The sequence below is a fragment of the Oceanobacillus phoenicis genome (assembly GCF_047238145.1).
Lineage (GTDB): Bacteria > Bacillota > Bacilli > Bacillales > Amphibacillaceae > Oceanobacillus.
Window position 1 is genome coordinate 2,116,401 of record NZ_JBDFME010000001.1, and the last position, 19,075, is coordinate 2,135,475.

The 19,075-nt window shown below is 34.6% G+C and carries 23 protein-coding genes; 16 read left to right on the forward strand and 7 right to left on the reverse strand.

All coding sequences use genetic code 11. From position 1 onward, the window contains the following. Window positions 1-81: 81 nt before the first annotated feature. The 3 genes from ABC346_RS10485 (at window position 82) to ABC346_RS10495 (ending at window position 3,497) form a co-directional block, all read left to right on the forward strand. Window positions 82-1,650 carry a Na+/H+ antiporter NhaC family protein gene (locus tag ABC346_RS10485; RefSeq protein ID WP_413234788.1) on the forward strand — a complete coding sequence of 523 codons (1,569 nt, stop codon included), beginning with the start codon at window positions 82-84 and terminating at the stop codon, window positions 1,648-1,650. A gap of 209 nt (window positions 1,651-1,859) precedes the next feature. Continuing rightward, entirely contained in the window at window positions 1,860-3,395 is a 1,536-nt protein-coding gene (locus tag ABC346_RS10490; protein ID WP_413234789.1) for a sodium-dependent transporter, read from the forward strand. Then, entirely contained in the window at window positions 3,396-3,497 is a 102-nt protein-coding gene (locus ABC346_RS10495) for a methionine/alanine import family NSS transporter small subunit (RefSeq protein ID WP_413234790.1), read from the forward strand. A gap of 187 nt (window positions 3,498-3,684) precedes the next feature. Here the strand turns inward: ABC346_RS10495 and ABC346_RS10500 are convergent, their stop codons facing one another. Both ABC346_RS10500 and ABC346_RS10505 read right to left on the reverse strand, forming a co-directional pair. After that, a complete protein-coding gene (locus tag ABC346_RS10500) occupies window positions 3,685-4,644 on the reverse strand; it encodes a M23 family metallopeptidase (RefSeq protein WP_413234791.1) in 960 nt (319 codons plus the stop codon). Window positions 4,645-4,670: 26 nt separating this feature from the next. Then, a complete protein-coding gene (locus ABC346_RS10505) occupies window positions 4,671-5,219 on the reverse strand; it encodes a YhcN/YlaJ family sporulation lipoprotein (RefSeq protein ID WP_413234792.1) in 549 nt (182 codons plus the stop codon). 125 nt (window positions 5,220-5,344) lie between these two features. On the opposite strand from ABC346_RS10505, the gene ABC346_RS10510 reads away from it, so the two are divergent. Then, entirely contained in the window at window positions 5,345-5,620 is a 276-nt protein-coding gene (locus ABC346_RS10510; RefSeq protein ID WP_413234793.1) for a YutD family protein, read from the forward strand. Window positions 5,621-5,650: 30 nt separating this feature from the next. Here ABC346_RS10510 and ABC346_RS10515 read toward each other — a convergent pair whose 3' ends face one another. After that, the gene (locus ABC346_RS10515) at window positions 5,651-5,902 is read right to left on the reverse strand and encodes a hypothetical protein (protein WP_413234794.1); all 252 of its coding nucleotides are present in this window, start codon (window positions 5,900-5,902) and stop codon (window positions 5,651-5,653) included. A gap of 65 nt (window positions 5,903-5,967) precedes the next feature. Beyond that, entirely contained in the window at window positions 5,968-7,401 is a 1,434-nt protein-coding gene (locus ABC346_RS10520; RefSeq protein ID WP_413234795.1) for an amidase, read from the reverse strand. 128 nt (window positions 7,402-7,529) lie between these two features. Between ABC346_RS10520 and ABC346_RS10525 the strand changes: the two genes are divergently transcribed. The 3 genes from ABC346_RS10525 to ABC346_RS10535 are packed head-to-tail and all read left to right on the forward strand — an operon-like array spanning window position 7,530 to window position 9,422. Next, entirely contained in the window at window positions 7,530-7,970 is a 441-nt protein-coding gene (locus ABC346_RS10525) for a DUF86 domain-containing protein (protein ID WP_413234796.1), read from the forward strand. 12 nt (window positions 7,971-7,982) lie between these two features. After that, window positions 7,983-8,615, forward strand: coding sequence for a helix-turn-helix transcriptional regulator (locus tag ABC346_RS10530; protein ID WP_413234797.1), 633 nt, complete (start codon window positions 7,983-7,985; stop codon window positions 8,613-8,615). A gap of 27 nt (window positions 8,616-8,642) precedes the next feature. Beyond that, window positions 8,643-9,422 carry a TIGR01457 family HAD-type hydrolase gene (locus tag ABC346_RS10535; RefSeq protein ID WP_413234798.1) on the forward strand — a complete coding sequence of 260 codons (780 nt, stop codon included), beginning with the start codon at window positions 8,643-8,645 and terminating at the stop codon, window positions 9,420-9,422. 215 nt (window positions 9,423-9,637) lie between these two features. On the opposite strand, the gene ABC346_RS10540 is transcribed toward ABC346_RS10535, so the two are convergent. Next, the gene (locus ABC346_RS10540; RefSeq protein ID WP_413234799.1) at window positions 9,638-10,156 is read right to left on the reverse strand and encodes a phosphatidylglycerophosphatase A family protein; all 519 of its coding nucleotides are present in this window, start codon (window positions 10,154-10,156) and stop codon (window positions 9,638-9,640) included. Window positions 10,157-10,239: 83 nt separating this feature from the next. On the opposite strand from ABC346_RS10540, the gene ABC346_RS10545 reads away from it, so the two are divergent. Beyond that, window positions 10,240-11,199: a protein kinase family protein gene (locus ABC346_RS10545; RefSeq protein WP_413234800.1), complete on the forward strand. Its 960-nt coding sequence runs from the start codon at window positions 10,240-10,242 to the stop codon at window positions 11,197-11,199. A 25-nt stretch (window positions 11,200-11,224) separates the two neighbouring features. Continuing rightward, window positions 11,225-12,193 carry a 2-hydroxyacid dehydrogenase gene (locus tag ABC346_RS10550; protein ID WP_413234801.1) on the forward strand — a complete coding sequence of 323 codons (969 nt, stop codon included), beginning with the start codon at window positions 11,225-11,227 and terminating at the stop codon, window positions 12,191-12,193. Window positions 12,194-12,251: 58 nt separating this feature from the next. Here the strand turns inward: ABC346_RS10550 and ABC346_RS10555 are convergent, their stop codons facing one another. Then, a complete protein-coding gene (locus ABC346_RS10555; protein ID WP_413234802.1) occupies window positions 12,252-12,482 on the reverse strand; it encodes a NifU family protein in 231 nt (76 codons plus the stop codon). A 325-nt stretch (window positions 12,483-12,807) separates the two neighbouring features. On the opposite strand from ABC346_RS10555, the gene ABC346_RS10560 reads away from it, so the two are divergent. The 4 genes from ABC346_RS10560 (at window position 12,808) to ABC346_RS10575 (ending at window position 15,211) form a co-directional block, all read left to right on the forward strand. Further along, a complete protein-coding gene (locus ABC346_RS10560) occupies window positions 12,808-13,137 on the forward strand; it encodes a YuzD family protein (RefSeq protein ID WP_413234803.1) in 330 nt (109 codons plus the stop codon). Between the two features lie 34 nt (window positions 13,138-13,171). Then, entirely contained in the window at window positions 13,172-14,035 is an 864-nt protein-coding gene (gene dapF, locus ABC346_RS10565) for a diaminopimelate epimerase (RefSeq protein ID WP_413234804.1), read from the forward strand. A gap of 72 nt (window positions 14,036-14,107) precedes the next feature. Continuing rightward, window positions 14,108-14,464: a HesB/IscA family protein gene (locus tag ABC346_RS10570; RefSeq protein ID WP_413234805.1), complete on the forward strand. Its 357-nt coding sequence runs from the start codon at window positions 14,108-14,110 to the stop codon at window positions 14,462-14,464. Between the two features lie 141 nt (window positions 14,465-14,605). Beyond that, window positions 14,606-15,211, forward strand: coding sequence for a polysaccharide deacetylase family protein (locus ABC346_RS10575; RefSeq protein WP_413234806.1), 606 nt, complete (start codon window positions 14,606-14,608; stop codon window positions 15,209-15,211). A gap of 55 nt (window positions 15,212-15,266) precedes the next feature. Here the strand turns inward: ABC346_RS10575 and ABC346_RS10580 are convergent, their stop codons facing one another. After that, a complete protein-coding gene (locus ABC346_RS10580; protein ID WP_413234807.1) occupies window positions 15,267-16,253 on the reverse strand; it encodes an NAD(P)/FAD-dependent oxidoreductase in 987 nt (328 codons plus the stop codon). 412 nt (window positions 16,254-16,665) lie between these two features. On the opposite strand from ABC346_RS10580, the gene ABC346_RS10585 reads away from it, so the two are divergent. From ABC346_RS10585 to ABC346_RS10595, 3 genes are all read left to right on the forward strand, one after another. After that, window positions 16,666-17,877 (forward strand): NAD(P)/FAD-dependent oxidoreductase, encoded by a 1,212-nt coding sequence (locus ABC346_RS10585; protein WP_413234808.1) that lies wholly within the window; start codon window positions 16,666-16,668, stop codon window positions 17,875-17,877. A gap of 101 nt (window positions 17,878-17,978) precedes the next feature. Next, window positions 17,979-18,290, forward strand: coding sequence for a YuiB family protein (locus ABC346_RS10590; RefSeq protein WP_413234809.1), 312 nt, complete (start codon window positions 17,979-17,981; stop codon window positions 18,288-18,290). Between the two features lie 61 nt (window positions 18,291-18,351). Next, on the forward strand, window positions 18,352-19,026 hold the full coding sequence (locus ABC346_RS10595) for a 3D domain-containing protein (RefSeq protein WP_413234810.1): 675 nt from the start codon (window positions 18,352-18,354) through the stop codon (window positions 19,024-19,026). Window positions 19,027-19,075: the final 49 nt, after the last annotated feature.

Here is a 19,075-nt window from a genome sequence, read left to right on the forward strand (position 1 = left end):
TTAAAATAGCAACGTTGCTTTACATCAAGAGCATTTCGAGTATTATCTCCATCACTAACTATTTATTTGGAGGTAACAACTATGGAAGGTACAATTTATTCGCTTATTCCTGCAGTAGTTATGCTACTTTTAGTGATTATTACGCGTAATGTTTTAATATCATTAGGTACAGGAATTATTGTTGGAGCATTGCTTATTCACAATTTTAATATTTTATCCTCAATCACTGAGGTTTGGAAAGTATTTTACACTATATTTTATGCTGATGGTGAATGGCAAATAGGAAATATTTTTCTCCTTGGATTTTTATTACTTTTAGGAATACTAACAGCATTTTTACAAGCATCAGGTGGAAGTAGAGCATTCGGCGACTGGATGATGAAACGAGTGAAGACAAGAACCGGTGCACAGGTAATGACGGCGGTTATTGGTATAATTATATTTATCGATGACTATTTTAATAGTTTAGCAGTTGGCCAAATTGCGAGACCGCTAACCGACCGCCATCGCATTTCACGTGCAAAACTTGCCTATTTCATTGATTCTAGTTCTGCGCCTGTTACTGTATTAGCCCCAATTTCTAGTTGGGGAGCATATATTATTGGAACATTAGGGACTTTATTCGCTGCTAATGAAATTACAGAGTATCAACCATTTGAAGCATTTATCCAAATGATTCCATTGAATTTCTATGCAATATCAGCAATTATTCTTGTGTTTATTGTAGCGTATTTCCGATTGGATTTAGGGCCAATGCATACTCATGAAAAAAGAGCCGAAAAAGAAGGAGAGCTTCTTAACCCAGCGCAAGACAATGTTGCCGGAGATTTAGGGGATGTTTTTGATCCGCATAAAGATGGGAAAGTATACCATTTGTTAGTGCCGATTATTGTATTATTTATAGTTACAATTGGTTCAATGTACACTACAGGTGTTATAGCAGCATCAAGTTATGGTTTAATCGATGCTTTTGCAAATACAGACGTTAATCTATCCTTAATATTAGGTGGACTTTCTTCGGTAATAATTGCAGCTATTTTCTATTTTTCTCAAAAGGTACCACGTTCAGAGTTCGGAAAAATATTAATTGAAGGTGCAAAAACAATGAGGCCTGCAATAAATATACTTCTATTGGCTTGGATGATTGGTTCCATTATTGGAAGTATTGGAACAGGGGATTACTTAGCTGGATTAGTTGAGAATGCTTCGATTAACGTGTCCTTGTTACCAGTTATATTATTTATAATATCCGCTATAATGGCTTTAGCAACCGGAACTTCTTGGGGAACCTTTGGTATTATGCTTCCGATAGCTGCTAACATTATGGTGAATACAGATAGTAGTTTATTACTGCCAGCACTAGCAGCGGTACTTGCTGGAGCAGTATTTGGTGACCATTGTTCACCAATATCAGATACAACAGTACTATCCTCTACAGGTGCTGGTGCTAATCATATTGACCATGTGCTAACACAGATGCCTTATGCAATTATAGCTGCTGTATCTGCGATAGTCGGATTTACCTTAATAGGGTATACTCATTCTACACTACTTTCATTGCTAGTTACAATTGTAATAATGATTCTTATCGTATTAGTACTGAAGAAGGTAGTTGTTGACAGAAGAAAAGAAAAAACAACAAGTAAATAAATGAGTCAAAATCACATGAGAGTATAGGGTCCTATTACTCATGTGATTTTTTAATCTATACAAAATTAATTATCAGAACCGTTTGACAAATAGGGATAACAGGATATAATACAACTATAATAGTCTGAAAGTATTAATAATTGATATTATTCTACATATTAATAAAGAAACAGGCTATTATTATTTTTGAAACTTAAGGGGGAAAGTAAATGGAAAATCGTTCACAATGGGGAACACGTGCTGGATTTATCTTAGCGGCGGTTGGTTCTGCAATTGGTTTGGGTAATATCTGGAGATTCCCTGCAGTTGCTTATGAAAGTGGAGGAGGAGCATTCTTCATTCCATACTTATTTGCGTTATTAACTGCGGGTATTCCAATTTTAATTATGGAATTTACAATGGGGCATAAATATAGAGGTTCAGCTCCGTTGACATTTAGTAAAATGAACAAAAAGGCAGAATTCGTAGGTTGGTGGGCTGTATTAGTTGCCTTTGTTATCTCGACATATTACTCTGTCATTATTGCCTGGGCAATTTCATATTCTTTCTTCTCATTTAATCTATCTTGGGGAGAAGATACAGAAGGATTTTTATTTGGAGATTATTTACATCTAGCAGATGTGCCTGGCCAAGTAGGTGGATTAGTTCCAGGTGTATTCATACCTTTAATTGTTGTTTGGATTATTGTACTTGGTATTTTGTTCCGTGGAGTGAAGAAAGGTATTGAGGTAGCTAACCGGATATTTATACCACTTCTCGTTTTAGTGTTTTTAGTAATCGTCATTCGGGCAGTAACATTGCCTGGAGCAGCAGAAGGTTTAAACGCATTCTTTACCCCAGACTTTAGTCGTATATTAGAACCAGATGTATGGATTGCCGCATACGGACAAATCTTTTTCAGTTTATCCATTGCCTTTGCAATTATGATCACTTATTCTAGTTATTTACCAAAAAAATCAGATATAACCAATAATGCATTCATCGTAGGTTTCGGTAACTCTGGTTTTGAATTATTAGCAGGAATTGGAGTTTTTGGTGTATTAGGATTTATGGCTGCTTCTTCAGGAGTAGGAGTAGATGAAGTTGTTGCTGGTGGAGTAGGACTCGCCTTCGTTGTTTTTCCAGCTATTATTAATGAATTACCTGCATTTAATGGATTGTTTGGCGTATTATTCTTTGTTTCCTTAACGTTAGCAGGAATAACATCGTTAGTATCTATTACAGAAGCATATGTTTCAGCTTTGGTAGATAAATTTAAGATCACACGAACAAAAGCAGTATTATTCGGTGGCGGATTAGCTGCAGTTATTTCCTTATTATTTGCTAGTCGTGGAGGGCTTCATTTCTTAGATGTTGTGGACTATTTTATCAATCAATTTGGAGTAGCAATGATTGGATTGGTTGAAGTCGTACTAATTGCTTGGATATTACGTAAGTCAAATGTATTAAAGTCTCATGCTAATAGTGTTTCTGATATCCGATTAGGATCATGGTGGACCATTTGTTTAACTATTGTTACTCCGATTATAATGGGATATATGATGCTAGGATTATTTAAACAAAACTTGTTAAGAGAATTTGATACAGCTACTGGAAATTATGAGGGATATGCAAATACCTTTGTTTTATTTGGAGGATGGACAGTAGCTATAGCAGCATTAGTAATCGGTATAGTTTTCTCATTAACTAAATGGAAATCCAATGAATTATCTGAATATACCGAACATGAAAAGGAGGCAAAATAAATGTCTGCTAGTGCAATTACAGTAATGATAATTGGAATGGTGATTCTATGGGGCGGATTAGCCGTTAGTATATGGAATACAATTAGAAAAGGGAAAGCGTAGAAAAATTTATAAAGGACTACTTTCTAGTATGCGATAGAAAGTAGTCCTTTTTTATAGATGTATGATTTGGTTGAAATCCGAGAAACACCAGTTAATCATTCGGCTTTATCTTTTGCTTAAATACTTTTTCCCCATCTTCAATGATTATCACAAACGGTTAGCAACCTTAAAGTTAATTTAGTCCGTGCTATCTAGACATTCGCTCCCACTTTTTTAAGTAAGGATAAGGATCAAATGAGAATTCACTATATCCATTATCTTTATACATGCCATAATGTAAATGTGGTGGGAATTTTCCAGAAGTTCCTGGAGGACCGTACCCAGTTGAACCAACACTGCCAATCACATCACCAGGTTGTACAACTTGACCTACTTTTAAATCGTCACTATAACCATTCATATGTGCATAATAATGATAAATATTGTAGATATCTCTAATTCCTATTCTCCAACCGCCGTATAAATTCCATCCCATCATCTCTACTACACCGTAAGTTGTTGATTGAACTGGAACGCCGTAAGAGGCAAAAATATCGGTCCCTTCATGGATCCGTAAACCACCAAATCCACGTCGGTCACCCCACGTATTACGGAAACTATAATTATAATTTGTATCTACAGGAAATGCTCGATTAGTAAGGTGAACGTGACCAAATTCCTTAAATACTTTAGATGTATTCATAATGGTTTGTACAGTTAAATCTCTTTTATAGTGTTCCCAAAGAGCAATTTTGATATCATCTTCATTCATTCCAAACTCTTGAATAACCATACCCATCGAATATAAGATATCTTCCTCATTGTCTATTTGTGCTTTACCGTCACCATTACCATCTTTTCCAATACCACCAAAACTTTGAATGATTTCCATTTCAGAAGCTTGAGCTGCATTACCTATGCCATACCAAACTTCCTCTTCAAAATATATTGATATTACTTTTTCTGGTTCATCACTATTTTTTATATTTCTTTCGTAGTTATCAATTGCTGCAAAATAATACCATGGAATTTGTGTTAATGCTTCTGTTTTTTTGAAAAGAGCCATTCGTTGTTCATAAATATCGTTTTCCTCAGCCGAGGCAGTTAATGGGAGAAACAGAATAAAAAATAGAAATCCCAATATGATGAACCCTTGTTTTGGATGCACGTTGTCACCTCCCTTTATACTATTAATTACTCATCATCTGGTGTTTCGTCTTGTTTCATTTCTTCTATAATTGCTTGTACTGTTTGGTCATAATCGAAATTTGGATTATTCGCAAGCGAGTAGTGAAGGGTTTGTATTTCTTGAATTAACGATTTATCTCCAGATGTATAAATATCATAATAACGAGGTAAAACAGATTCTGCTGTTTTTCTTGCATTTATCATTGCTTCATCTTGGGAAATATTTTCTGATTGTTCAAATGCAATAAGTACTTCTTCATCAGTAACTAATGTAGCAACTTCTTCATATTGATTATTTTGTAACAAAATTCGTGAAATCATATCTGCCATTTCCCGACGGTCAATGGTAATAGAACGATGTTCATGTGAACCATCATTTGCAAACTCATCTTTTGTGTAGCGAACAAAACCTAACTTATTATTGGACTCTGTTGGTTCTGTTTGGTTTCTATTAGGGTCTAATTGAGGTGAAGTATCATCAGTAGCATCATCAGCACCACATCCAACTAAACATAATCCAGTTATTAAGAATAGTGGTATTAAAAATTTCATCATTATATCCTCCCATCTTTTTGTAATTTTAGTTTTTATAAATTCCTAGAAATCATGCAGGTAATTTTTTCTGGTTTTTGTTATGGCGACTATGATAAACTAAAAACACATAAAGGAGTGGGTCATTCATGATTGAATTGAATGGGAAGAAATATGAAATGATCGAAAATATTAAAGATGGTTTTCAAGAAGAGGCAATTAAAGAACGGTATTCCGATATTTTAACGAAATATGATTATATTGTAGGGGATTGGGGATATGATCAACTACGTTTAAAAGGATTTTATGGTGAAAGAAATTCCAAAGCTCCCATCGATTCAAAAATCACGGCACTAGATGATTATATACTTGAGTATTGTAATTTTGGCTGTGCTTATTTTGTACTAAAAAAATTGCCAAAATAAAAAGGGGACAAACCGAAGTGTCCCCATGCTTTATTCTTCTAATTGATCTTCTAGTGGATGTGAACCAGGAACTCGACGCTCCGTTTTTTCATGGTTCTCCCGATCTGGGTAGACAAACGCACTATCTCGATATTGACCTTCCTGCCAAGGTTCGGATTTACCTTGGACAGGCTCGTTTTGATTAATATCTGAACCGTAAGCCCCTTCAGGGAATTCTTCTGGTATGAGGCGTTCTTTTTGCTTTTTAACATTTGAAACTTCTTCATATTTTTGTTTCTTCATCGTAACACTCCCCCTATATTTTTCAGTATGCGCATACTTTTGAAAAATATGAAGGAAGACTTCACCTATCTCATATTTGGTATTGGAGCTAATTTAAATCCACGATATTTTTTTTCAATTAATTTGCCTAACCGAAAGATGGCATCCTCATTTCCAGACTTGCTCATGATTTGAATGCTGATTGGAAGACCATTTTTGGAGTCTCCAATAGGAATGGTCAACGAGGGAAGTCCCCATACATTCGCATAAGCTACATATGGCATATATTGTAGATAAGTTTTGCGCATGGAAAAGATTTCTTTAAATACTTTTCCATGAGGTAATGCTGTTTCATGATAAACTGGGAAAATAAGGAGTCGATTATCTAAGTATGTTTCTAACATTTCATCGCCTTGCTCAATGATCGTTAAGATTTCTTTTACTCGTTTATGAGATGGTTTAAACATTTTGGCACCAATAATCGCCCAAGATAAGTACGGGTGAACCGATGTTCTTTGTGTTAATTTTTCTTTAAAAAAGGAAGTGTATACTCCGGAACGATCATTGTTATATGCTTCATCTTCTACCAGTTTACTACCATTAATGGACATGATTTCTTGCCAGATTAATGCACTGTCTTTAAAGTATGGAGGAACCATCCGTTTTGTTGGAAAAGATTTTTCTAGAAAATATTCTAATTGGTTTAATAAATCAATGGTTTCATTTGATAAAGGATATCCTGAATTGCCAGGTAAGATTTCTAGTTTGAAATCCTTTAATTTTTGTGTATCTACATTGGAGTGGCTTAAGATTTCGTAAAGTAACCTCATATCTTGTACGGATTTCCCCATTGGACCAATCGTCAACATACGTGCTTGTAGTTCATGTTGTATACTAGGGAAGTGTCCGTCGGTAGATATTTGATCTTTACCGGGTTTAAAACCAATGACACCGTTAAAATGAGCTGGGAAACGAATGGATCCTCCAACATCTGAACCAATACCAACCGCTGCTCCTCCGGCTGCTAATAGTGCCCCTTCACCTCCGCTCGATCCACCAGCGGACATAGAGATATTCCAAGGATTATTCGTTTGACCATATAATTTATTGTCCGTTTCTTGACAAAAACAAAGTGCTGGAGTATTGGTTTTTCCTAAAATAATCGCACCAGCATCCTTTAATTTTGTAACGACAGCCGCATCTTCAATAGCGATTAAATCTTGTCTATGTTCTAATCCTCCAGTTGTTTTAAGTCCTGTAACATGAAGAGACTCCTTGATACTTATTGGAACCCCATGTAATGGCCCACGTTTTTGTCCGTTCTTTAATAAGTTGTCATATTCTTTCGCTTCTTCGATTGCTTCAATAAACCGGTCTTCTACAACGGCATTTATAATTGGATTTACTTCATGAATATGTTTGATAAATGCAGCAACTGCTTCCACACTTGTAAGTTCCGAACTCAAAATTGCTTTTGAAAGCTGCGTTGCATCCATTCGGATTATTTGCGTATCATCCATAATCTAGTTACTCCTCGCTGATGTAATGTTGATACTTTATAATATATCACGTTTTTACAATTCCACCTATAGAATATGATATGATATCCATATATACTCAATTTACTCATATTGGAGGTAATTATAAAATGTATTTTGTGGATCAACAAAAAATTGAAGAAATTCTTACATATATGGATAAAGTAATAGAAGAACTAAAAAAGCACTCTTCAAGTACAACATTTTTAGATAAGATGGCAAAAGAAAGAATGATACATATCGTTATAGAGAGTATTTTAGATGTCGGAAATATGATGATAGATGGATTTATTATGCGTGATCCTGGTAGTTATGAAGACATTATTGATATTTTATTGGATGAAAATGTCTTAGAAGTGGAACATGAACATGCTTATAAAAGGATTATTGAGTTAAGAAAACAGATTGTGAATAACTATAAGGAAGTTGATCATAATCAGTTATCCAAATTAATGAATAAGCATCTTGGAGAAATATCTCAGTTCAGTAAATATATTCAAAGCTATTTACAAAATGAATTAGGAGTTGCTAATGCTTTTTCTAATCTATAGAGGTGATTATTGATGAAGAAACACACACCTGTGAAAGAACAGCTATTAGAACTTTTAAAGAAGAACCGTGAATTAACTATTGATGAAATTATGAAGCATTTTTCTATTTCGGAAGTTGCAATAAGAAAACACCTACAAGGTCTAGCAAGTCAAAACTTTGTGAATATCATCCAACATAAACAAGAAATAGGTAGACCATATCATACGTACCAATTAGCTGAAAAAGGACATGAGTACTTCCCAAATCAGTACCAACTACTTTCTGTACAACTGTTAGAGGATATAGAAGATATATATGGAGAAGAAGCTGTAAATGCAATATTAAAGAAACAAACAGATCGAGAGGAACAAAGTTTAAGAAATGATTTGGAAAAAACAAAAACGCAAGAGAAAATGAATACCTTTATAGAGAAACAAAATGAAAAAGGGTATATGTTTGAAAGGTTTAAGGGTTCGGAGAGCTCGTTTTTATTAAACAATTATCATTGTCCTTTTAAAGAAGCAGCTGTGAGATATCCATCGATATGTAAACATGAAGAACAAATGTTATCCGACTTATTTTCTGAGGCAGAAGTAACTGCACAGTCCCTAATAACAGATGGTGACATATGTTGCCAATGGAAAATAAACATTAGTAGCAGTTGATATGGTTATATTTTGGAGGAAAATGGAATGAAGAAATACTTAGGTTATTTAATTGATTTAGACGGTACAATGTACCGAGGAAATGAAGAAATAAATGGAGCAAAGGAATTTATTGAAAGTTTGTATCAGAATAATATCCCATATGTATTTGTTACAAATAATTCTACAAAAACCGCAGAAAATGTAGCGAAGAATCTCCAAGATATGCAAATTCGTGCTACAGATTCTCAAATTATAACAAGTAGTAAAGCGATAGCTGGATATCTTCAGTCGAAGCATGCAGGAAGAAAAGTGACTTGTTATTGCATCGGAGAAGAAGGTCTAAAACAGGCTTTAAAAGAAAAAGGTGTTGAATTAACGCAAGATACAAATAGTGATTATGTTATTGTTGGATTAGATCGTTCAATTACATATGAAAAATTAGAGGGTGCTTGCTTGGCAATTCGTAACGGTGCAACATTCCTCTCAACCAATCGGGACCACGCTATTCCAACTGAGAAAGGTATGGGACCTGGAAATGGTGCTATTACTGCCCTTGTTTCAACAAGTACAGAAGTGGAGCCATTGTTTGTTGGAAAACCAGATTCGATTATTATGCAACAAGCCCTAGAAACTTTAGGTATGTCAAATGAACAGGTTATTATGATTGGAGATAATTATCATACGGATATTCAGGCTGGGATACAAGCAAATATGGATACGTTGCATGTAGAAACAGGAGTAACAACGAAAGAGCAGTTACTAACTTTCAATGACCAACCAACATATACTGTGAAAACATTAAAAGAATGGATTCCACATATATAACTATTTAAATGAATAAGAGACTAGGATAATTTTGACGGTTGGCATCCGACAAAGCATTATATCCTAGTCTCTTTATTAATTCTTCAGTTCTTAGCAAACTTGAAATAAGGAACACTTTTCAAGTGGATCTTCAAACTCACTATTCTGAGCATTATAACCAAAGCCAAGTTGTTGCTATACTTAGCGATTATTTGACTCTGTTAATGAAATAGCTATCAATTATCCAATTCTGTATGTTCATCCTCAGCATCACTATGAGCTAATCGACTTGAAGCGGCTGCTGCAATTGCACCTACAATATCATCTAAGAATGTGTGAATCTGGCCACTTGATTTATCATTTAGTTTTTGTAAGATACCTGGTTTTTGTTTATCAATATAACCAAAGTTAGTAAGGCCAATAGATCCATAAACATTCACAATGGAAAGAGCAATTACTTCATCTATTCCATAGAGGCCTTCATCGATTTCAATCGTCTTTTGAAGCGGTTCTACTAATTTTTTTTGTTCTGCAAGCATGTCTAGTTCAATTCCTGTGAGAATCGCATTTTGTACTTCTCTCTTCGTTAATACCCGATCAACATTGTGACGACATTCTTCCAACGTTAAATTCTCATGATATTTTGATTGTAAGTAATATACTAACTCCGCAATATCATCAAGTTCAACACCTCGCTCAGTCAGTAATTGTCTTGCTTTTACTTCAAGTTCACTTTTCTTTGTATATTTTGCCATAATTATCACCTTTCTCTTTTATAGTTAATGTATCCAATACCAATTCATATAATTATTGTATACGAGTAAAGGGGGAGAGGATTGTGCCACTTACGGAAATGTTAAGTAGTTTGTATTCCATTCAATCTGAAGGTAAACGGACCATAGACAATCGAGAAGGATATACAAAAGGGGAATATATTTATTTTACCATTTCAGGAAAGAACAGGGAAACAATATTAATGGAACAAGCGACATTAGCTTATCACCTTAAGGAGAATGGAGTAGCAAATGTTGCTTATCCCATTGCCAATTCGAATGGAGATTGGTTCACTTCCTATGGAGATGATAACTGGATGGTCCTAGAATTAGATATGAATAGTATTAGAAATACGAAAGTTCCAGGACTGCAATTAGGTAGTATTCATCAAATTGGTGCTTCTTTTCAATATGAACCCAAGACGATATCCAGTTATGGGAAATGGAAAGAGTTATGGATAGAGAAGCTTACCTTTTTTGAAGAAGAGATTGAAAAACAAGCTAAAGAAGTACGTGGAGATTATTATAGAGAATTAATGGATATATTACCTTACATTGTAGGCGTTAGTGAAAATGCAATTCAATATTTGCAAGAAAGTGAAAAAGAACAACGCATATTAGAAACGGATCAAGGTACTTGCTGCTTTGTTCGATGGAATCCACAAGGAAACCAAGTTTTATGGACGGATGGTTTTGTTTTTGATCATCCGACTAGAGATATAGCAGAATATATTCGATGGTGTTTCGTTAATCAACGAGACAAAGATAACATGATACGATTTCTACATGATTATCAATCTTATCAACCATTGTCGATTTTTGGGTGGCGTATTATATACGCTAGGCTTTTATTTCCTATTCATTTATATGATTTACTGGAAGAAGGGTTCACTTCAAGAGATACTTCGATGCTAATTCAAATGCAAACCATTCAAGAAAGTTATGAAAAACAGCTTCGAGAATTTTTTCAAATCGTAGGAGTGAATACTTCTGATTGGCAAATACCTGTGGTAAACTGGCTGTAAATAAATAAAATGGAGAGATGTTTTGATGAGCAAGCCAAAGGTATTTGTTACAAGAAAATTATCAAATGAACTAGTGAAGGCTTATGAAGAAACGTTAGATATTCGTATGTGGGATAGAGAGGAAGAGCCTGTTCCTGCGGAAATATTACGAAGTGAAGCGAAAGAAGCAGAAGCATTATTTACTGTATTAGGGGATAGTATTGATGCATCTTTATTGGCACAATCAAAAAATTTAAAAGTAGTAGCAAATATGGCTGTTGGGTATGACAATATAGATATCGAGGCAGCTAAAAAGCACGGTATTACTGTTACGAATACTCCTGATGTACTTTCAGAAACAACGGCTGATTTAGGATTTTCATTATTAGCGGCAACAGCAAGAAGAATTACAGAGGCGAATGCCTATGTTAAGGAAGACAATTGGAAACAGTGGGCTCCTTTCTTATTAGCGGGTTCGGATATTCACCATAAAACATTAGGAATTGTAGGAATGGGTAGAATTGGCGAAGCTTTAGCAAAAAGAGCAACTGGATTTAATATGAAATTACAATATCATAACCGTACGAGAAAACCAGAAGCAGAAGAAAAATTACATGCTTCCTATGTTAGTTTTGAGGAGTTACTCGAAACATCTGATTTCGTCGTTACGGTAGTTCCTTTGACTGAAGAGACTGAAGGATTATTCAATCAGGCTGCGTTTGAGAAAATGAAATCGTCAGCAATTTTTATCAATATATCTCGAGGAAAAGTAGTGGATGAGGCAGCTTTGATTAAAGCCCTAAATGATGGTGAAATAAAGGCAGCGGGATTGGATGTTTTTTATGAAGAGCCGATTCGTGCTGATCATCCGCTGGTTAATATGCATAATGTAGTTTGCCTACCACATATAGGTTCAGCTAGCAATGAGACACGTACTGAAATGGTGCATTTGTGTATGAAGAATATTGTAGAAGTAACTGCAGGTAGAGAAGCAACTACTCCAGTTTATAATTAATACAAAAAATGATCTCTGTTCAACACACAGAGATCATTTTTACATATGATAAATGGAATTAAAATACTTGTTCAATTTCACGTACACCAGGAACCTCTGCCATTAAAGCACGTTCTATCCCAGCTTTTAATGTAATTGTAGAACTAGGGCAGTTACCACATGCTCCCATTAAGCGAAGTAATACAACACCTTCTTCATCTACATCGATTAATTCAACATCGCCACCGTCGCGCAATAAGAATGGACGGAGTTTATTTAATACTTCTTGTACTTGTTCTTGCATTATCATCTACTCCTTTCCCATATGTATATTATAAATGGAATGATACAAAAAATCTATTTGAAAATTATTTTCAATTAGCAACTACTTTTATTTTATCTTTATAGAACAATTTTGTAAAATAAAAGATACAGAATTAGTTACGTTAATGTTAGGATTATAATAGCTACTTGCTGAGTTCTGCAGAAACCGCACACTCTTAAAATCCACTAGATACAGAGGGTTTCTTTTTAAAGCACCGTCTGAAGTGGAAATCAAACAGAGCAACACTCGTATTTTATACAAAATATGAACTTCATAAAGATAGGTAAACATGTAAAGTGGGGGAGATACAATGACGAGCAAGAAGATTATGATTACCGTATATGGTAGCAAGCAAATTTGTGCTAGTTGTGTAGGTGCACCCGGATCAAAAGATACGTATGAATGGCTTCAAGCAGCAATTGGTAGAAAATATGATGTCGGTATGGTCGATTATACGTATATCGATATTAACGAACCACAAAAAGAACTTATACATCAAGAATTTATAAATGAGATGGTAGAAGAAGATATGTTTTATCCGATTATCTTTGTTAATGATAAAATAGTTGCAGAAGGTATCCCAACATTAAAGCCTATATATCGCACTTTAGATGATCTAGGGTTACCATTAATTAGTTAATCAAATTTTTAAAAAAGAAAGCAGGAGATTAGGGATGCAAGTACCTTTTACAAAAATGCATGGATTAGGAAATAATTATGTTTATATTGACTTATTTGATTTTGACATTGATGAAAAACTATATCCTGATTTAGCTATCCACATGTCAGACATTTATACAGGAATTGGCTCGGATGGGATGATTTTAATTCATCCAACTACTGATGCAGATGTGGGCATGCGTATCTTTAATAAGGATGGATCAGAAGGTAAAAGCTGTGGAAATGGATTACGCTGTACAGCAAAATATGCATATGAAAATGGAATTGTTCAAAGTCGGAAATTTCACATTCAAACGAAAGCAAATATTGTTGAAGCAGAAGTGTCTGTAGATGATAATAATAAAGTAAATCAAATAACGATTGATATGGGGGAACCTATATTTGCAAGAAATGAGATTCCAATGATGGGAAATAACGATGCAAAAGTAGTTAATGAACCATTTGTTGTAGCAGGGGAAACGCAATATGTTACTGCAGTTTCAATGGGTAACCCGCATGCAGTGTTTTTTGTAGATGATATTAATAAAGCCCCATTAGAAACACTTGGACCAACAATAGAAAAGGACATGCGTTTTCCAGAAAGTGTCAATGTAGAATTTATTGAAGTTGTTTCACCAACAGAAATTAATTTTCGTGTATGGGAGCGTGGGTCTGGAATTACTCAAGCTTGTGGTACAGGTGCGTGTGCCGCTGTGGTTGCCGCGACCTTAAATGAAAAGGTAACGAAGTCACAACCAATTATAGTTCACCTTGCTGGCGGAGATTTAAATATTGAATGGAAAGAAGATAACCATGTTTGGATGACTGGTCCAGCAGAGGTAATTGCATCCGGTCTATTTTATTTTAAAGGCGAATGAATAATTCAAACGCTTGAAACTCTGTAGAACATGTGTATACTAAAATTAAGGAACTATTTAAGGAGGTTCGTCATGATTATAAATTTAACTGATAGTGCGAGTGAGCAAATAAAGGAAATGAAAAAAGACGAATCTGATCAATCGCATCTCCGTTTTGGAATAAAAGGTGGAGGATGCAGTGGTTTGTCTTATTCCTTAGGTTTTGATGAAGATATTAATGAAGAATTAGATGTTGTACAAAATATTAATGGTATTCCAGTTGTTTTTTTTAATCAAGATATTCCAATTATTGAAGGTACCACGATTGACTACAAACAAAATTTAATGGGCGGTGGATTTAGTATCGATAACCCAAATGCTATTGTTTCTTGTGGTTGTGGATCATCCTTCCGTACGAAAGACAAAGTTGGAACACCAGGTGATTGTTAATTTTAAAACATAAATAAACGATTTTCTTATCGCATTGCGTTGAGAAAATCGTTTTTTTGTTTTTTTTATAACTTATTCTCTTTACTGCACTAAGGATGGGTGAAGATCATAGAATATATTAATAAAGGAGAGGAGTGGGACATGGTGTTTCCGAGGCAAGAACGAATGATTGCTCTAACATTTGATGATGGACCTAAACCTGGACCAACAAATGAAATCTTAGACATTTTATCAGAGAATCAAGCGAAAGCCACATTTTTTGTATTAGGAAATAATGTAACTCAACATCCGGATATAACTCGAAGAATTGTTCAAGAAGGGCATGATATTGGAGTGCATTCTTTGAGCCATCCTAATTTTCAGGAAACAGAGATTTTTGAAGTGTATCGTGAATTAATTGATAGTACACTGTTATTAGAAGACCTCCTTGGTATACAGATAAAATATGTACGACCGCCATATGGTTTTTCCACTGCAGAGGCACAGTTTTTATTTAATCGAATAGGATTGCAGTCCATACTATGGACATACGATACGTTAGATTGGGAAATTTTAGATGCAGAAGTAATTGCTAGAAATTTGTTAGATAACATACAACCTGGTGATATTATTTTACTACATGATATACACCCAACCACTGCTCAGGCGATGCAAATTGCAATTCCACAGTTAGTAGACCAAGGGTACGAATTAGTAACTATAAGTGAATTACTAGAAGCACAAGGAGATACCTTTATTTTAAACTAGAAAACGCATGGAATTATCATATCCCATGCGTTCATTTAGTGAAGCCTATACGAATTTAAAACATTGCTGTAGAGTGTTTTGGCTGAATTCTTGCTTTAGGGTCAATATAGTTTTTCGCATTATTTATAGCTGTGGGACCTTCACCAAAGCCTGTTGCGATTAATTTTACTTTCCCCTCATATGTGCAGACATCTCCAGCGGCATATATTCCAGGAATATTCGTCTCCATTTTAGAGTTTACCACGATGCTATTTTTCTCTATTTCTAATCCCCACTCCTTAATTAGGCCAAGGCTTGATATAAATCCATAATTACAAATAATATCGTCTACCTCTACATCAATAATTTTCTCACCTTTTACTTCTTGAAGCTGAATCTTTTCAATTATATCAGATGATTCAATATTAATAGGAGCATAAGGAGTTAGAATTTCTACAGATGATTCTTTCAGTTGATTGACGCTGTGCTCATGTGCACGAAACTGATCACGTCGATGGACAAGCGTTACCTTAGAAGCAATTTTTTCTAACATCAATGCCCAATCAACAGCAGAATCTCCACCACCTAGTAATACAACGCGTTTATCTTTATATTGATTCATATCTCTTACATAATAATGAAGGTTTTTTCCTTCATATGATTCACTACTTCCTATATTTAACCTTCTAGGTTGGAAAGCTCCATTTCCTGCCGTTATAATAATTGTTTTCGTTAAATGAACTTCTCCAGTATTAGAGGTTAGCCGGAATGTTTCATCTTCTAAACGTTCTACTTTATCAATTGCTTGTCCAAGTACAATTTCCGGATCAAATAGTTTGGCCTGTTCTTCAAGGCGGTCGATCAGCTCTTGGGCATGTACTTTTGGAAAACCAGCAATGTCATATATATATTTTTCTGGATATAGGGCTGTTAGTTGTCCACCTATATGAGGAAGGCTTTCAATAATTTTAACACTTGCTTGGCGCATTCCACCATAAAAAGCAGTGAATAAACCAGTTGGCCCTGCTCCGATAATTGTTACATCAAAAACTTTGCTATCCATATGTCCCCTCTTTTCTATTTACAATTTATAACCATATCAATGGTATCATAAACTGAATTATGTTGGTATTTTTCCGTACTAAAGAATAGTAGTCAAAGTAAAGTCATAGTCTTAAAAATGGGTAATTTTAAGGTTGAAAATTTATATCAAACCATGTAGTATAATGAAGTGATTTATTACAGTTTGATTACAATTAGAAATTATTTTGTTAACAATGATTTCTTTTTATAAATGAGACTTCCTTCAGTGAGGTCTTCTAACGGTTAGTGATAATTACCAGGTGTAAAGTTTCCATTACATTCCTTACACGCAGAGATTTTATTGATTTTGTTCTGTGTGGGTTTAAAATGGCCACTTACTCATCGTGATAAAAATATATCGGGAAATAAAATTTATAGGAGTTGTGATTGTAATGAATAAACCGCACATCGTTATTTTAGGAGCGGGTTACGGGGGAATGATGGCTGCAGCAAAAATGCAAAAAATGATACATCCCAATGAAGCAACGATTACATTAGTAAATAAACATGATTACCACTATCAAACTACTTGGCTACATGAGAATGCTGCAGGAACACTTCATCAGGATCGTTCTAAAATTGATATTAAAGAAGTCATTGATCGAAACCGAGTAAGACTTATTCTAGATGAAGTAGTCTCCATTAAAAGAGAAGAAAAACGAGTGAAATTTAAGAATCAAGACCTTTACTATGATATATTAATTGTTAGTTTAGGTTTTGAGCCTGCAACATATGGAATACCTGGTTTAAGTGAATATGCATATTCTATTCAAGATATTAACAGTGCTCGGCTACTTCGTGAACGAGTTGAATATAATTTTGCATTATACACTAATGAAAAATATTCAAAAGATGGACGATTAAATATCGTGATTGGAGGCGGGGGATTAACTGGTGTAGAATTTGCTGGAGAATTAATAAACCATATTCCAACCATATGTGAAGAATACGACATTGAAAAAAACTTAGTTAGGGTGTTTATACTGGAAGGCAAAGACTGTGTTCTGTCTGGGTATGATGAATCGTCTGTTCAATATGCTATAAATTCTTTACAATCACGTGGGGTTGAAATTATAAACGATGCTGTTGTGACAGCTTGTACAGCAGATGGTATTATATACGAAAAGGATGGAGCGGAGTACAAGTTATCATCCAAAACGGTTATTTGGACTGCTGGGACAAAAGCGAATAGCATAGTCGAGCGTTTAAATCTATCCATGGATCATGGTCGCGTTAAGGTTCGGAATGATTTGCGTTCTATAGAAGACGATTCCATATATTTAATCGGAGACTGTTCGCTTCACTATGATCAGAATGGTAATGTACTACCTTCAACTGCACAAATTGCTGTGCAACAGGGAGAATTTATTGCTCGGAATATTAATGCTAAGTTAAAAGGGAAGGAAATGACGGGATTCATACCGGATATCCCAGGTATGATAACATCTCTTGGTAAGGAAGATGGAGTAGCGGAAATGTTTAATCGCAATATTTTTGGGTGGAAAGCTGTAGTATTAAAGAGGTTTGCTGATAATTGGTATTTATTTAAATTAGGTGGTATTCATCTATTAATGAAAAAGGGAAAATTTAATATGTTTCATTAGTTTAAAAAGCAAAGGTAATTTAGCTAAACCTTTGCTTTTTACTTTATTTATTATAAAATGACTCATGTATGTGTACATAGGACGAAAAGGGAGAGTGTAGCATGGTTCAATTAATTGTTTCCGTATTTCTATATTTTGTTATCTTTTTTGGGATCGCATTCATATTAAATATGCTGTTAAGACAAACATGGTTAATGGCATTTTTGTATCCAATTGTTGTCATACTTATAATTGATAATGTAGGAATTACAGAATACTTTACCAATACTGCAACAGCATTTAATGATTTAGGTACGAGATTACTTAATTTAGCATTCGCAGATATAGCAATTTTAATTGCCGGATTTGTAGGTACAATCGTATCAGGAGTTGTTATTAAGTTTCTACGAAAAAGTGGCTATCAAATGTTTTAACTACTTTTTTGAATAAAATTTTAATAGATTGGAAATGATGACATCCAAAGAGGTGTTAATCATGAAAATCAAAAATTGGATGAAACATGTAGGGATGATATCTATTATATGCTTATCCGTATTGGAGATAACATCGGTTACCAATGTATTTATTCCAAAGCATGTGAAAGCAAATCCCATTGAACTTATTCCATCTTCAGAAGGTATCTTAGAACAGTTTAAAAAAGTTAGCCTAAAACCTAAAGGACTCAACGTAGCAAAGGCAAATGAAACACTATTAAGTAATGATGAAATTGAAGGCCCTTCGTCTATAGACGAAGCGATTGATTTAGAACAATTCCCTGTGCATACGGTAATGGCAACTGGTTATACAGCTGGAATTGAGTCTACTGGTAAAACTGCTGAACATCCAGAATATGGAATTACATTTTCAGGTGTTCAGGTGAAACGAGACTTGTATTCTACTATTGCTGCTGATCTTAATGTATATCCAATAGGAACAATTCTATTTATACCAGATTATGGATTTGGAGTTGTAGCAGATAAAGGTAGTGCTATCACAGGGAATAAAATTGATTTATATTATCACACTGTAGATGATGTATATGAACAATGGGGAAAGAAAGAAGTAGATGTATACGTGATTGAAATGGGAGATGGAACATTAACTGAAGAAGCATTAACAGAATTAAATGAAGATGAATCAATGCAAGTATTTCGTCAACAGTTTAATTAGAAAAAATGATGAGGTTGAGACATAAACTAAACTTATGTCTCAACCTCAT

Excerpts from the sequence above, each read along its gene's own strand:
- ABC346_RS10485 (WP_413234788.1), top strand. The coding sequence starts at position 82 with ATGGAAGGTACAATTTATTCGCTTATTCCTGCAGTAGTTATGCTACTT.
- ABC346_RS10490 (WP_413234789.1), top strand. The coding sequence starts at position 1,860 with ATGGAAAATCGTTCACAATGGGGAACACGTGCTGGATTTATCTTAGCG.
- ABC346_RS10495 (WP_413234790.1), top strand. The coding sequence starts at position 3,396 with ATGTCTGCTAGTGCAATTACAGTAATGATAATTGGAATGGTGATTCTA.
- ABC346_RS10505 (WP_413234792.1), bottom strand. The coding sequence starts at position 5,219 with ATGATGAAATTTTTAATACCACTATTCTTAATAACTGGATTATGTTTA.
- ABC346_RS10510 (WP_413234793.1), top strand. The coding sequence starts at position 5,345 with ATGATTGAATTGAATGGGAAGAAATATGAAATGATCGAAAATATTAAA.
- ABC346_RS10515 (WP_413234794.1), bottom strand. The coding sequence starts at position 5,902 with ATGAAGAAACAAAAATATGAAGAAGTTTCAAATGTTAAAAAGCAAAAA.
- ABC346_RS10520 (WP_413234795.1), bottom strand. The coding sequence starts at position 7,401 with ATGGATGATACGCAAATAATCCGAATGGATGCAACGCAGCTTTCAAAA.
- ABC346_RS10525 (WP_413234796.1), top strand. The coding sequence starts at position 7,530 with ATGTATTTTGTGGATCAACAAAAAATTGAAGAAATTCTTACATATATG.
- ABC346_RS10530 (WP_413234797.1), top strand. The coding sequence starts at position 7,983 with ATGAAGAAACACACACCTGTGAAAGAACAGCTATTAGAACTTTTAAAG.
- ABC346_RS10535 (WP_413234798.1), top strand. The coding sequence starts at position 8,643 with ATGAAGAAATACTTAGGTTATTTAATTGATTTAGACGGTACAATGTAC.
- ABC346_RS10540 (WP_413234799.1), bottom strand. The coding sequence starts at position 10,156 with ATGGCAAAATATACAAAGAAAAGTGAACTTGAAGTAAAAGCAAGACAA.
- ABC346_RS10550 (WP_413234801.1), top strand. The coding sequence starts at position 11,225 with ATGAGCAAGCCAAAGGTATTTGTTACAAGAAAATTATCAAATGAACTA.
- ABC346_RS10555 (WP_413234802.1), bottom strand. The coding sequence starts at position 12,482 with ATGATAATGCAAGAACAAGTACAAGAAGTATTAAATAAACTCCGTCCA.
- ABC346_RS10560 (WP_413234803.1), top strand. The coding sequence starts at position 12,808 with ATGACGAGCAAGAAGATTATGATTACCGTATATGGTAGCAAGCAAATT.
- dapF (WP_413234804.1), top strand. The coding sequence starts at position 13,172 with ATGCAAGTACCTTTTACAAAAATGCATGGATTAGGAAATAATTATGTT.
- ABC346_RS10570 (WP_413234805.1), top strand. The coding sequence starts at position 14,108 with ATGATTATAAATTTAACTGATAGTGCGAGTGAGCAAATAAAGGAAATG.
- ABC346_RS10575 (WP_413234806.1), top strand. The coding sequence starts at position 14,606 with ATGGTGTTTCCGAGGCAAGAACGAATGATTGCTCTAACATTTGATGAT.
- ABC346_RS10580 (WP_413234807.1), bottom strand. The coding sequence starts at position 16,253 with ATGGATAGCAAAGTTTTTGATGTAACAATTATCGGAGCAGGGCCAACT.
- ABC346_RS10585 (WP_413234808.1), top strand. The coding sequence starts at position 16,666 with ATGAATAAACCGCACATCGTTATTTTAGGAGCGGGTTACGGGGGAATG.
- ABC346_RS10590 (WP_413234809.1), top strand. The coding sequence starts at position 17,979 with ATGGTTCAATTAATTGTTTCCGTATTTCTATATTTTGTTATCTTTTTT.
- ABC346_RS10595 (WP_413234810.1), top strand. The coding sequence starts at position 18,352 with ATGAAAATCAAAAATTGGATGAAACATGTAGGGATGATATCTATTATA.